Origin of the sequence: Allocatelliglobosispora scoriae, from assembly GCF_014204945.1 — a bacterium.
GTDB lineage: Bacteria > Actinomycetota > Actinomycetes > Mycobacteriales > Micromonosporaceae > Allocatelliglobosispora > Allocatelliglobosispora scoriae.
The window spans coordinates 4,450,753-4,464,595 of sequence record NZ_JACHMN010000002.1; the positions used below are offsets into that span (position 1 = coordinate 4,450,753).

Sequence of the window (13,843 nt, forward strand, 5' to 3'; positions counted from 1 at the left end):
CGCACGGTGGTCATCAGGTGTCGCGCCTCACACGGCGCTGGCACGAGGAGTGCAGGGAGCGCAGCGAGCGGAGCCCCGCAGGGCGCGCCAAAACAACTGCCTGGCTGGCATGAGGAGTGCAGGGAGCGCAGCGACCGGAGCCCCGCAGGGCGCGCCAAAACAACTGCCTGGCTGGCATGAGGAGTGCAGGGAGCGCAGCGACCGGAGCCCCGCAGGGCGCGCCGGAAACAACAGCCTGCGGTGTCAGACGGAGATCCAGGTGGCGTTCGAGTGTGCGAGAAGCACACCCGTCGGCGTGTAGAGCGCGCTGCGCACGAACCCCTTGCGCCCCTGCGTTCCCACGGTCTCGCCGATGATGACGCACTCCTCGCCGGGTCGGGGCAGCACGTTGATCGCGACGCTGATCCGGCCGAGCACATACGGCCGGCCGGGGGCGATCAGTGCCCAGCCACCGGGGCAGTCCAGCGCGGCCCAGATCGTTGTCGCATTCACGTCACCCGGGACGTGCCAGCTCGCGGCCGTCCGACCGTCGGGAATCCGGCCGGGGAAGATGCGCAGCCCGTCACCGGCGGCGCGATCCGGACCGCAGACATAACAGGTCGGGAACGGATGGTCCGTGAATCCCGCGTAGGGCCCGGCGGCGGCCGGGTCGGCGAAGGCGGGTGCCGCGTCGAGCGGCTCGGTCGCCGCCTTGCCGGTCGCGACGACCGCATCCCCGTCGCGCATTTCGACCTTGCCGGGCTCCGCCTGGACCACCACCATCGGCGTGTCGAGCGGCGGCGGCAGGCGCAGCGTCACCGTCGCCGGGCCGCTCGGCAGTTCCCCGGCGAGCAGCCCAGCCGTGTAGCCGCCGTTTCCCGAGGTCGGCGGCCCGTTGAACCGCCCCGTCACGATCAGCTTCCGCTTTCCCATCGCCCCATTATTGGCTGGTGGGCCGTCGTCGGCACCACGGCGCCCCGGTGCGTTGCGGATCGATGGACGGGGCAACGTCACGACCAACAACAGAGCTTCATGTTGTGGTCATGTTGGTGGGGTCAAGCCGACACGCCGTAGCTGCTGGGGGCCCTTACACAGGGCGCATGACAATTCTGTTGACCGCGGCGCCGACGGGATATTCGGCGCTCATCGCCAGCGATGCGGCCACGGTCGAAGCCGCACAGAAGCTTCGCTACCAGGTCTTCGCCGAGGAGCTCGGTGCCACCCTGCACTCCGAGGTCGCCGGGTCCGACGTCGACGAGTTCGACGCCTACTGCGATCACCTCGTCGTGCGCCACGACGCGTCCGGTGAGGTGGTCGGGACCTACCGGCTGCTGCCGCCGCAGCGCGCGGTCTGGCTCGGCCGCCGCTACGCCGAGACCGAGTTCGACATGGGCGGCCTCACGGTGCTGCGCGACAAGCTGGTCGAGGCGGGCCGCTCCTGCGTGGCTCCCGACCACCGCAACGGCGCGGTCATCAACATCATGTGGGCGGGGATCGCCAGCTACTTGGCCCGCGGCGGGCACCGCTGGCTCGGCGGGTGCGCCTCGGTCCCGCTCGCCGACGGCGGCGTGACGGCGGCCGGCGTACGCGGGCTGACGCAGAAGCACCTCAGCCCGCCGGAGCTCCGGGTCACCCCGCACGCCCCCTGGCTGCCGTCGGCGGAGCCGGTGGGCCGGGTCGCCGTGCCCCCGCTGCTCAAGGGCTACCTGCGGCTCGGTGCCTGGGTGTGCGGCGAGCCGGCCTACGACCGGGACTTCGACTGCGCCGACTTCTACGTGCTGCTCAACCTGGACCGGATCGACTCGAAATACCTCAGGCACTTCGGGATCGAATCGGTATGAGCTCGCTGTGGGATCCGACGAGCGACTGCGGCGACCACTGCCTGCCGGTCGCGACGCAGCGTGTGTCACTGCTGCGCTACTGGGCCCGGCTCAGCGCCGGTTTCGTGCTGCTGCTCGCGTTCGTCCTGGCGAAGCCGTTCGTGGCACGCAGGCCCGCGGTGGTCAAGGCGTTCTCGCGCGCCCTGCTCGCGTCGCTGGGGCTTCGCCTGGTGGTACGCGGAAAGTTCCGCCCCGGACTCCTCGTCGCGAACCACGTCTCCTGGGTCGACGTGGTCCTGATGATGGCGCTGGACGGAAAGGCCCGCCTCGTCTCGAAGCGGGAGGTGCGGGGCTGGCCGGTGATCGGCTCGCTCGCCGCCACGATGGGCGCGATCTTCATCGACCGCTCGTCACCGAGGGGCCTGCCGGGTGCCGTGGACCGGGTCGCCGCGGCGCTCCGTGCGGGCGGCACGGTCGTGGTCTTCCCCGAGGCGACGACGACCTGCGGTGCTTGCCGAGTACCGATGCGCCCGGCGTTCTTCCAGGCCGCGGTGGACGCCGGTGCCCGGGTGACCCCGGTCGCGCTCGGATTCCGGGTCGGCGGGGTGGAGAGCACCGTGGCGGCGTTCGTCGGGCAGGACACCCTGATGGCTTCGCTGCGGCGGATGGCGCGTACCCGGGAGCTGACGATCACCGCCAGCGCGGGGCGGTCGCTCTTCGCCGAGCCGGAGACGGATCGCCGGGCCCTGGCTCGGCTGGCGGAGGTCACGGTGCGCAACGCGCCACCCGTGATGATCGCTCAGCAGGCAACTCGCGATGTATCGCGAGTGCCGCTACGCTTCAGTGGTGCACCGGACTATCACGGATCCTGAGCGGTTGACCATCCACGAGCCGGTCGACCGGCTCGAGGTGTGGCTGGTCAAGGGGCGGCTCAACATCGTCGCCGCCCCGGGGCCGTGCCGGGTGGAGGTCAACGACTCCGGTGGCACGAAGCTCCGGCTCACGGCAGACAACGGGCGGCTGCGCCTGCGCCACGGTCGTGGCCGGCGCTGGCTCGCCCACCTGTCGTGGCGGCGATGGGCGAAGCGGCGATCCGAGATCACCATCGGCGTGCCGCCGCAGACCGTCGTCGACCTGCGGATGAACGAGGCCAACGTCACGGTCTCGGGCCTGCGGGCCAGCACCAGCGTCAATGTCACGTCGGGGCGGATCAGCCTGCTCGGCGTCGGCGGCACCACCACCGTCAAGCTCGTCTCGGGCGACGTGGAGGCGATGCGGGTCAGCGGCGAGCTCTCCATGCAGACGGTCTCCGGTGATCTCGCCCTCGCGGAGTCGTCCGCGAGCAAGGTCCGCGGCAAGACGATCTCCGGGACGATCACCTGCGACCTGGACGAGCCCCTCCACACCGAGCTCGCCTTCCACACGATCTCCGGCGACATCACCTTGCGGATCCCGGCCGAGAGCGACCTCGCCGTCGCGCTGCGGACCGCGTCGGGCCGCATCACCAGCTCCTTCGCCGAGATCGTCGACCCGGGCGCCAAGGTCTTCACCAACCACGCCGAGGGCGTGCTCGGCCGGGGGACCGGCAAGCTCACCGCCGCGACGACCAGCGGTGACGTCTCGCTGCTCGCCGGCCTCGGATCGGACGAGCTCGGATGACCCCGGTCTTCTCGCACGGGCGGCTGCGCCTCTACCTGCTGACCCTGCTGGCGGAGGGTCCCAAGCACGGCTATGAGCTGATGCGGCTGCTGGAGGAGCGCTTCCAGGGCCTCTATGTCCCGAGCGCGGGCACGATCTATCCCCGGCTGGCCCGGATGGAGACCGAAGGGCTGGTCACCCACGTCGAGGCCGGCGGCCGCAAGACATACGCCATCACCCCCGCCGGTGAAGCGGAACTCACCGCACGGGCGAGCGAGGTCGCTGCGCTCGCCGCCGAGATCGAGGCCTCCCTCAGCGACCTCACCGGCTATGCGGAGGAGATAGCCCAGCAGGTCCGCGGTGGTGTCCGCGACACGCGACGACAGCTGCGCGAGCAGACCCGGGCCGTCAACCGGGGCGGCCCGGTCATCCAGGCACGAAACCCCGTCGAGGCGTCGGCCGGCAACGCCGACCTGCAGCGGCAGCTGGATGCGTTCACCGATGAGGCGCGGGGCCTGATCGCCCGTGCCAAGCCCGATCCCGGCCGTAGCCGGGCGGTGACCGCAGCCCTAGACTCCACGCTGAGAACGCTGCGCGATCTCCTGCGTTGAGGTGGTTCTGCTCACCCACACAGTTTTCTCTCAGGAGAGTCGCAGCGATAGCGCAGATGCTGTGGGTTCAATGGACCCATGAATTCCGCACAGGTCGAGGCGAAGCTGCTCGTGGTCGAGGACGACCCCAATATCGTCGAGCTGCTCAGCGCGAGCCTACGGTTCGCCGGCTTCGAGGTGCGCACGGCGACGAGTGGCAGTGAGGGTGTCGCCGCCTTCACCGAGCGCCGTCCGGATCTCGTCGTGCTCGATGTGATGCTGCCCGACCTCGACGGATTCGAGGTCATCCGGCGGATGCGGGCCGAGGGTGTGCGTACCCCCGTGGTTTTTCTGACCGCGCGCGACGCGACGGAGGACAAGATCCGGGGGTTGACCCTCGGTGGCGACGACTACGTGACCAAGCCCTTCAGCCTGGAGGAGCTCACCGCGCGGATCCGTGCGGTGCTGCGCCGCACGGCGGGTGAGGCCGCGTCGCCGCAGCTGGAGTTCGCGGACCTGACGCTGGACGAGGAGACGCACGAGGTCTTCCGCAGCGGCCACCGGGTGCAGCTCTCGCCAACCGAGTTCAAGCTGCTGCGCTACCTCATGCTCAACCCCAACCGGGTGCTGTCGAAGGCGCAGATCCTCGACCACGTCTGGAACTACGACTTCCGCGGTGATGACAACATCGTCGAGTCCTACATCTCCTACCTGCGCCGCAAGGTCGACTCGGTGGAACCGAGGCTGATCCAGACGCTGCGAGGTGTCGGTTACGTCCTGCGGAAGCCCTCCGCATGAAAGATCGACTTCAGCGGGTGCCGCTGCGGACGAAGCTGATCGTGCTGGTGCTCGCCCTCCTCACGGTGGCGATCGGTCTGATCGGCATCGCGAGCACGATGGCGATGCGCCGCTACATGACCGACCACATCGACGACCAGCTCAGCGAGGATGCCGGCAACCGCAGCACCGAGGAGGTCGCCCGCGTGCTGGGCGCCTCCGACGGCTATTCCAATCCCGGATACTTCGTCACCATCGGTCCGAACCTCGACGGCGAAGTGCCATGGCCCCGCGACATCACGTCGGCGAAGCGGTCGCAGTACCCCGACTTCCCCGACAACCTGATCTCGCTGGCGAACCGGGCGGGCGACCCCTTCACCGTCGCCTCCGGTGACGGCAAGTCGCACTGGCGCGTCAAGGTCACCAAGCTGCCGGGCAACCGGCTCCTCGTCATCGCGATGAGCACGAGGGACCTGGACAAGGCCCTGCAGCAGCTTATGTGGATCAATGTCTACGGCGGGATCTCGGTGCTGCTCTTCGCCGCGACGATCGGCACCGAACTCATCCGGCGCAGCTTCCGGCCGCTCAGCGCGATCGAGCGGACGGCGGGGAAGATCGCCGAGGGGGACCTGACGCAGCGCGTACCCGACCCGGAGGCGGGCGCCGCCTATCCGCGGACCGAGGTCGGCTCGTTGGCCCGGTCGCTCAACTCGATGCTCTCGCAGGTCGAGGCGGCCTTCACCGCACAGGGCCGCGTCGGAGGCGGACGCCCGCATCTCCGAGGACCGGATGCGGCGATTCGTCGCCGACGCCTCGCACGAGCTGCGTACGCCGCTGACGACGATCCGCGGCTTCGCCGAGCTCTACCGGCAGGGCGCGGTGACGTCGCCGGAGAAGGTCGCCGAGGTCGTCAAGCGGATCGAGGACGAGGCCGCGAGGATGGGCCTGCTCGTCGAGGACCTGCTGCTGCTCGCCCGGCTCGACCGGGAGCGGCCGCTGCGCCACCAGCCGGTGGAGCTGCGGGTGCTCGCGATGGAGGCGGTGCAGGCGGCGCGGGTGGTCGCGGCCGACCGGCAGATCGACCTGGTCACCGCGCCCGACGCGGGGCAGCTCGTCGTCAACGGCGACGACGCCCGCCTGCGCCAGGTGATCGGCAACCTGATGAGCAACGCCATGGCACACACCCCCGCCGGGACGCCGATAAAGCTCGCCCTCCGCGCGGAGCCCGGTGAGCCGGGCTACGCAGTGATCGAGGTCACCGACGAGGGTCCGGGTCTCGATCCGGAGCAGCGCGACCGCGTCTTCGAACGGTTCTACCGCGCCGACGCGGCCCGGACGAGGAAGGCCGACGGATCCATGAGCACGGGGCTCGGACTGGCGATCGTCGCCGCTCTCGTTGCCGCGCACGAAGGAACGGTCGAGGTTGACTCGACGCCGGGACAGGGCGCGACCTTCCGCGTTCGGCTGCCGCTGGACGACGAGGTCGACTCCTACGCAGATCACCCGTAGTGCAACCTCCCGGCAGGAGTCGGGAAATAGCGCCAGAGATTGTGATTCTCAGCCGAGTTTCAGGTTAGTTACAGAGGTCCGCAAGATAGACCGGGAAGACTGATGGACATGACCGAACCGCAGAACATGCCGGAGCCGTCGACTCGACCGCAGTCGAACGAGCCCGCCTCGACCGACTCCGGAGCGGCCTGGCAGCGGCCGGCCGCCGACGCGCAGCCCGCCGCCGCGGTGCCGGTGACCGCAGCGCAGCCCGTACCGGCTGCCGAGCCGGTGACCGCGCAGCAGCCGGTCTACGGCTCGCAGCCGCAGCCCGCCGCCGGATACCAGGCCTACCCGGCCGCCACCCCGCTGTCGGGTGGCTATGACGGCACCGTCCCGCCGGGCACCCCGCCCGCCTGGGCGATGCCCGCCGCGCCCAAGCCCCGCCCGTTCGGCAAGATCCTGGCGGGAGTCGCGGCAGCCGCGATCCTGTCGATCTCGTCGGGCCTGGTCGGCGGCGTCGTCGGCGCCAACTTCTTCGGCGACAAGGACGTGGTCAACACGACGACCGTCCAGGCCGCCCCGGCGATCGACCGGACGTCGCTGGCGAGCATCGCCGCAGCAGTCCAGCCGAGCGTCGTCTCGATCAAGACCGAGGGCGGTGAGGGTTCGGGCGTCGTCATGACGGCCGACGGCTACATCGTCACGAACAACCACGTGGTCGCCAGTGCCCGCGGCAAGACCGTGACGGTCGTGCTCAGCGACGGCTCGAAGATCAACGCCACGATCGTCGGCACCGACCCCCGGTCGGATCTCGCCGTGGTCAAGGCCGAGTCGACGAAGCTGACCCCAGCGAAATTCGCCGACAGCAGCGCGATCCTCGTCGGTGACACGGTTCTCGCCATCGGCTCGCCGCTGGGCCTGGAGGGCTCGGTGACCGAGGGCATCATCAGCGCCAAGGACCGCAACATCACCATCAGCGGCACGACGATGACCGGCCTGCTGCAGACCGACGCCGCGATCAACCCGGGCAACTCCGGTGGCGCGCTCGTCAACACGAAGGGCGAGGTCGTCGGCATCAACTCGGCGATCGCGACCAACGGCGGCAGCGAGGGCAACATCGGCGTGGGCTTCGCGATCCCGAGCGACAAGGCGAAGGCGATCGCCGACCAGCTCCAGAAGGGCGAAAAGGTCAGCCACGCCTTCCTCGGCGTCAAGGTGACGACCGACGAGAAGGGCGGCGCCGTCATCAGCGAGCTGACCGGCGGCGGACCGGCCGAGAAGGCCGGGCTCAAGGTCGGCGACATCGTGACGAAGATCGATGGCAAGCCCATCGTCGACTCCGAGGCGCTCGTCGCATCGATCCAGGGTCACAAGTCCGGTGACCAGATCCAGCTGACGATCACCCGAGATGGTGCGCCGTTGACGGCAACCGTAACGCTCGGCGTGACGTCCTAAAGATAGTGGGGCGCACAGCCCGCACAGCTTGACTCTTCTCCTCCCCATGGGGCGGTGGAGGACGGCAACCCCGGAGGGGGTTCGAGGTTGCCGTCTTCCACCGCCCCGCCTCTGTTTCTGGCCGCTGTTTCTGGGTCGCTTCGCTCCCGCGCGCCTCTGTGCGGCGTCTTCCCTCGTCGCTCCTTTTTTGGGTCGCTTCGCTCCGCGCGCCCTGTGCGGCGCCTTCCCTCGTCGCTGCGCTCCTCAGTCCAGGCGCCGCGGCGCGCTCCGCGAAGCTCTCTGTTCCCGGGTCGCTTCGCTCCGCGAAGCTTGCGTGCTCCTCAGCCCAGGCGCCGCGGCGCGCTCCGCGAAGCTCTGTGTCGCGGCGCCTTCGGCGCCAGGGATGGGCAAGGGTGCCAAATGACCTTGGACTATTGCGTGATCCTGGACACACGCCTAATCTCTTAGCAAAGTTAATAGAAAACTTTGTTCAGAGTTGTTCCCCAGCCAGGGTTCATCACGGGATCGTCCACTCGGGAGAGTGAAAGATGAAGCGGAAATCTCTGCTCCACCTGCTCACTGCCACGGTCACCGGCCTCGCGGCCGCGACGATGGCCATGTCCTTCGCCGGCACGGCCAATTCGGCCGTCGACCACACCGCATGTCGCCCCGACGGGCTCTACCGCACCCCCGGTGTGGCGGTGCCCTACTGCGCCGCCTACGACCTCAACGGGCGTGAGTCGATGGGCGCCGACCACCCGCGCCGCATCATCGGCTACTTCACGAGCTGGCGGACGGGCAAGAACGGCGCCCCGGCCTACCTGGTCAACCAGATCCCGTGGCAGAAGGTAAGCCACATCAACTACGCCTTCGCCCACGTCGACGGCAGCAACAAGATCTCGATCGGCAACCCGAGCGCCGCCAACAACGCCGCCACCAACATGACGTGGCCGGGCGTGGCGGGCGCCGAGATGGACCCGGCGTTCCCCTACACGGGCCACTTCAACCTGCTGAACAAATACAAGAAGGCCAACCCCAACGTCAAGACGCTGATCAGCGTCGGCGGCTGGGCGGAGACCGGCGGCTTCTTCGACGAGAACGGCGTACACCAGGACTCCGGCGGTTTCTACCGGATGACCACCAACGCCGACAACTCGATCAACACCGCCGGCATCAACACCTTCGCCGACTCGGTCGTGGCGTTCGTGCGGACCTACGGCTTCAACGGCGTCGACATCGACTACGAGTACCCCACCTCCAACGCCGACGCCGGCAACCCGCTCGACTTCGGGCAGGCCAACTCGCGCCGGGCCGGGCTGAACCGCTCCTACCAGCAGCTGATGAAGACGCTGCGGGAGAAGCTGGACGCAGCCGCGGCGGCCGACGGCAAGTACTACATGGTCACCGTCGCGGCCCCGGCCTCCGGCTGGCTGCTGCGCGGCGAGGAGTCCTACCAGGCCACGCAGTACCTCGACTACATCAACATCATGTCCTACGACCTGCACGGCGCCTGGAACCAGTTCGTCGGCCCCAACGCGGCGCTCTACGACAACGGTGACGACGCCGAGCTCGCCGGGGCGGGCGTCTACGGCGCCTACCAGAACATCGGCTACCTCAACACCGACTGGGCCTACCACTACTTCCGCGGCGCGGTGCAGAGCGGCCGGATCAACGTGGGCGTGCCGTATTACACGCGCGGTTTCCGCAACGTCGTCGGCGGCACCAACGGCCTGTGGGGCAAGGCGGCCAAGACGTCCGGCTGCGCGGTCGGCACCCAGAGCCCCTGCGGTGACGGCGCGGTCGGCATCGACAACCTCTGGCACGACCTGCTCTCCAACGGCGCCGAGGAGCCGGCCGGCTCCAACCCGATGTGGCACGCCAAGAACCTGGAGAACGGGATCACCGGCGACTACCTGGCCGCTTACGGCCTGACTCCGGCGACCGACCCGGAGGACCGGATCACCGGCACCTACGCCCGCAACTACTCCTCGGCGCTCGTCGCACCGTGGCTGTGGAACAGCACGAAGAAGGTCTTCCTCTCCACCGAGGACGAGCAGTCCATCGGGGTCAAGGCCGACTACGTCAACAGCCGGGGCATCGGCGGCATCATGATCTGGGAGCTCGCGGGCGACTACACCTACGACTCCGGCAAGGGCCAGTACTTCATCGGCAACACGCTGACGAACCTGATCTACGACAAGTTCAAGACCGCTTCGGCGTACGGGGCGAGCCGGGCCAACCGGACCATGCCGACGCAGACGCTGGACATCGGCGTCACGCTGGAGGGCTTCGCGCTCGGCGACGCCAACTACCCGATCAACCCGAAGCTCACCCTGAAGAACAACTCGACGACCACCATCCCCGGTGGTGCGGTGCTCGAGTTCGACTACGGCACGTCGGCGCCGGGCAACATGTCCCAGCAGTCCGGCTGGCCGATGACGGTGACGGCCGGCCACACCGGCAGCAACATCGGCGGCCTGCGCGGCGACTTCCACCACGCGACCGTCACGATCCCGAGTTCGGCACCGATCGCGCCGGGGGCAACGGCGCAGGTGACGCTGAACTACGTGCTCCCGATCGCGAGCCCGTCCAACTACACGCTCACCTTCGCCGGGCAGACCTACGCGCTGAGCGCCGACAACGCCCGGGGCGGGGTGGCGCCGAGCGGTTCCCCCTCCGCGAGCACCAGCGTCTCCGCTCCGCCGTGCGACGCCGCACCGTGGCTGCCGGGCACGATCTACACCGGCGGGCAGTTCGCCTCCTACAACGGTCGCAAGTGGAAGGCCCAGTGGTGGACGCAGGGTGAGACGCCCGGTGTCGCGAGCGTCTGGGTCGACCAGGGACCGTGTGGCGGCACCGCGTCTCCGTCGCCGTCGGTCTCGCCGTCGGCATCGCCCTCGGTCTCTCCGTCCGCGTCGGCCTCCCCGTCGCCCTCGAAGTCGCCGTCGGCCTCGCCGTCCCCGTCCGTCTCGCCGTCCCGGTCCCCGTCGGCATCGCCCTCGCCCAGCGTGTCGAGTGCCTACCCGGCCTGGGCGCCCAACACGGCGTACGCGACGGGTGCCCGGGTGACCTACGGCGGCAAGACCTACCAGTGCCGCCAGCCGCACACCTCGATCGTGGGTTGGGAGCCGGCGAACGTACCGGCGCTCTGGCTCCTGGTCTGACCAAGACTGTTCCGGAGCCCTGGCAGAGCCGCCGGGGCTCCGGAACGCCAAACCGTTTCGCGGGACCTTGAATGATTTCCGTCGCTTTGGCGGCGGAGATCATTCAAGGTCCTTTTCGTTCGGGTCGAAGGATTGCCCGGTTTGGCCATTCCGTTGCTCGATGAGTAGGGCGACGATGGTGGCGAGGAGGCAGTGAAGATGATCGAGACTCGTGACCTCACCAAGGCCTACGGGCGACGCATGGTCGTCGATCACGTCACGATGACCGTCGAGCAGGGCGAATTCATCGCGCTGCTCGGCCCGACGGGGTGCGGCAAGACCACGATCCTGCGCTTGATCGCCGGTCTTGAGGATCCGACCTCGGGTGTGGTGCTGCTCGACGGTGTCGACACGTCGCAGATCCCCGCGCGCGATCGCGGCCTCGCCATGGTGTTCCAGGAGTTCGCCCCCTATCCGCACATGTCGGTCGCGGAGAACATCGCCGCGCCCATGCGCTTCGGCGCCTCCGGTGCGGAGACCGCGGGCACGAAGGTCCTCGACCGGCAGCGGGTCGCGGAGGTCGCCGCCGAGTTGGGCATCGGCTCCCTGCTCGACCGGCGCCCCGATCAGCTCTCCGGCGGCCAGCGGCAGCGGGTCGCGGTGGCCCGGGCGATCGTGCGCCGCCCCCGGGCGTTCCTGCTCGACGAGCCGCTCTCGCAGCTCGACGCCCATCTGCGTATCGCGCTGCGCGAGGAGATCGCCGCTCTCGCCAAGCGGCTCGGTGTCACCACGATCTATGTCACGCACGATCAGAGCGAGGCGCTGATGCTCGCCAGCCGGATCGTCGTCCTCAACCGCGGCCGGGTGCACCAGATCGGCACCCCGCAGGAGGTCCGCACCGACCCCGACGACGTCTTCGTGGCGAGCTTCGTCAGCTCCGCTCAGACGACCCTGGTCCAGGGCGCCGTCTATGCGGGCAAGGACGGCGCCGCGGAGCTCGACATGGGCTCGCAGAGCATCGTCATCCCGGCGAGTGATCCTGCCGCCGCCGGGCTCGTCGCCCGGCATACCGAGAGGGTGACGGTGGCGCTTCGATCCGAAGCCATGCGCCCGTGCCCGGTCGACGCCGCGGGTGCGGTGCTGCGGGGGACCGTGGCGTTCGTCGAGGACCTCGGCGCGGAGCTGCTGGTCCACGTCGCGACCGACCTCGTCGCGCTGCCGCCGCCGCAGCGGGCCGCGCCGGTCGTCGAGCGTCGGCGGCTCAACCCCATCCCTCGGCAGCGCCAGGCGGAGGCGGCGTTCGAGGAGCCCGAGGAGCCGCTGCGCCACCTGGTGGTGCGGGCGCCGTCGGGTGCCCGACCCGCGATCGGATCGGCGTTCGCCGTCGAGGTCGACCTACGCCGGCTCTTCCTCTTCGACCGGAACGGCTACCGCCTGCGGTAACGCCGCTTTAGCACCAACTCTTCAAGAGTTGCGGCGATCTTGGCTGGTTCGGACCTGCTTTAGGGCCAACTCTTGAAGAGTTGGGACGATCATCACTGCTCTCCGCAGCTAGTTGTGTGAAGATCTGGGCATGGGTGATGCTCCGGTCGCGTTCGTGCTGGGTGGCGGTGGTGTGCTGGGCGGTGTGGAGGTCGGCATGCTCCGCGCGCTCTTCCGCGCCGATATCCGCCCCGATCTCGTCGTCGCGACCTCGATCGGCGCGATCAACGGCGCCGTCGTCGCGGCGAATCCGGCTCCCGAGGTCACCGACCTGCTGATGCGGTTGTGGGGTACGCCGGAGATGGGCGAGGTCTACGGCGAGTCGATCCCTCGGCAGCTGCGGCGGTTCGCCACGCGTACCCATCTGCACTCGCCCGCGCCGCTGCGGCGGCTGCTGGACCGGGCGCTGCCGGGCACCTTCGAGGAGCTGGCCGTCCCGCTGCACGTCTGCACGGCGAGCATCCAGCGGGCGGCGGAGGTGTGGTTCCACGCCGGTCCGCTGCTCGATCCGGTGCTCGCCGCCGCCGCGGTGCCGGGGCTGCTGCCGCCGGTCGAGATCGACGGCGAGCACTTCGTCGACGGCGGGATCGTGAACACGCTCCCGGTGGGGCGTGCACTGGAGCTGGGCGCGCAGGAGGTCTACGTGCTGCACGTGGGGCGGCTGGAGCGGCCGCTCACCCCGCCCACCCGGCCGTGGGAGGTGGCGCAGACCGCGATGGAGATCGGGCGCCGGGCCCGGTTCGCGCGGGAGATGGCGGCGGTGCCGGACGGCGTACGCGTGCATGTGCTCCCCACCGGAGTCGGCGACGAGCGCGACGACAACCCGTGGGCCTATCGCGACACGGCGGCACTGGGACGGCGGGTCAGCTCGGCATACACGGCGAGCCGCGACTACCTGGCGGCGATCGGCCGCTGAGCCGACGAGGCCCGCCAGGCGAGGATCAGCTGCACGACGCCGAGCATGATCAGCCAGAGCCCGGTGAGCCAGACCAGTGTGGTGAGCGAGAGCTTCGGCCAGAGCAGCACCACGAGGCCGCCGACGATGCTGACAGCACCGAAGACGAACGTGCCGACCCGCTGCCAGCCGCCCATCCGCCGGGTGAAGACCGAGGCGATCTCGACGAGGCCCGCGAAGATCCAGATGAGTCCGATGAGGACGGCGAGCGCCTTGAGCGAGCCGATCAGGTGAGCCAGGCAGACGATGCCGAGGATGACCAGCGCCAGCCCGAGCACGCCCTCCAGCACCCGGGCACCGGTGCCGTTGTCGCGGTCGGTGGCGGCACCGGCGAGCCGGGTGACACCGAGGATGACCAGCCAGATCCCGAAGAGGGCGGCGATGACGAGCAGCGTCTGCTCGGGCCAGATGAGCAGCACCAGGCCGAGGGCGATGGAGGTGATCCCGCCGACGAGGGCCATCTTGCGCCAGGCTGCGAGCGCCGTGGTCTCCAGGTCGGCATCGCGGTAGATATCAGCCATGATTCGAATCTAT

At 69.4% G+C, this 13,843-nt stretch carries 11 protein-coding genes and 1 pseudogene; 10 read left to right on the plus strand and 2 right to left on the minus strand.

What is annotated here, in order from left to right:
• Positions 1–243 precede the first annotated feature (243 nt).
• Positions 244–912 (minus strand): hotdog fold domain-containing protein, encoded by a 669-nt coding sequence (locus tag F4553_RS25805; protein WP_246466529.1) that lies wholly within the window; start codon positions 910–912, stop codon positions 244–246.
• A gap of 167 nt (positions 913–1,079) precedes the next feature.
• Here F4553_RS25805 and F4553_RS25810 point away from each other — a divergent pair, with 167 nt between their 5' ends.
• The 10 genes and pseudogenes from F4553_RS25810 to F4553_RS25855 all read left to right on the plus strand — a co-directional run bounded on the left by F4553_RS25810 (position 1,080) and on the right by F4553_RS25855 (position 13,270).
• Positions 1,080–1,820, plus strand: coding sequence for a GNAT family N-acetyltransferase (locus tag F4553_RS25810; protein ID WP_184840105.1), 741 nt, complete (start codon positions 1,080–1,082; stop codon positions 1,818–1,820).
• Positions 1,817–2,671, plus strand: a complete 855-nt coding sequence (locus tag F4553_RS41935; RefSeq protein WP_184840107.1) for a lysophospholipid acyltransferase family protein — start codon at positions 1,817–1,819, stop codon at positions 2,669–2,671. The genes F4553_RS25810 and F4553_RS41935 overlap by 4 nt, the downstream gene beginning before the upstream one ends.
• 4 nt (positions 2,672–2,675) lie before the next feature.
• Positions 2,676–3,458, plus strand: a complete 783-nt coding sequence (locus F4553_RS25820; protein ID WP_184840109.1) for a DUF4097 family beta strand repeat-containing protein — start codon at positions 2,676–2,678, stop codon at positions 3,456–3,458.
• Positions 3,455–4,048, plus strand: coding sequence for a PadR family transcriptional regulator (locus F4553_RS25825; protein ID WP_184840111.1), 594 nt, complete (start codon positions 3,455–3,457; stop codon positions 4,046–4,048). The genes F4553_RS25820 and F4553_RS25825 overlap by 4 nt, the downstream gene beginning before the upstream one ends.
• Positions 4,049–4,126: 78 nt before the next feature.
• Positions 4,127–4,825 carry a response regulator transcription factor gene (locus F4553_RS25830; RefSeq protein WP_184840113.1) on the plus strand — a complete coding sequence of 233 codons (699 nt, stop codon included), beginning with the start codon at positions 4,127–4,129 and terminating at the stop codon, positions 4,823–4,825.
• Positions 4,822–6,313 (plus strand): annotated as a pseudogene (locus F4553_RS25835) (sensor histidine kinase). The gene F4553_RS25830 and the pseudogene F4553_RS25835 overlap by 4 nt, the downstream one beginning before the upstream one ends.
• Positions 6,314–6,421: 108 nt before the next feature.
• Positions 6,422–7,750, plus strand: a complete 1,329-nt coding sequence (locus F4553_RS25840; RefSeq protein WP_184840115.1) for a S1C family serine protease — start codon at positions 6,422–6,424, stop codon at positions 7,748–7,750.
• A 527-nt stretch (positions 7,751–8,277) separates the two neighbouring features.
• Entirely contained in the window at positions 8,278–10,893 is a 2,616-nt protein-coding gene (locus F4553_RS25845; protein WP_184840117.1) for a chitinase C-terminal domain-containing protein, read from the plus strand.
• Between the two features lie 198 nt (positions 10,894–11,091).
• A complete protein-coding gene (locus tag F4553_RS25850; protein ID WP_184840119.1) occupies positions 11,092–12,315 on the plus strand; it encodes an ABC transporter ATP-binding protein in 1,224 nt (407 codons plus the stop codon).
• A gap of 130 nt (positions 12,316–12,445) precedes the next feature.
• Positions 12,446–13,270, plus strand: coding sequence for a patatin-like phospholipase family protein (locus F4553_RS25855; RefSeq protein WP_184840121.1), 825 nt, complete (start codon positions 12,446–12,448; stop codon positions 13,268–13,270).
• Here the strand turns inward: F4553_RS25855 and F4553_RS25860 are convergent.
• Positions 13,246–13,830, minus strand: a complete 585-nt coding sequence (locus F4553_RS25860; protein WP_184840124.1) for an HdeD family acid-resistance protein — start codon at positions 13,828–13,830, stop codon at positions 13,246–13,248. The two genes, F4553_RS25855 and F4553_RS25860, sit on opposite strands and share 25 nt — an antisense overlap.
• Positions 13,831–13,843: the final 13 nt, after the last annotated feature.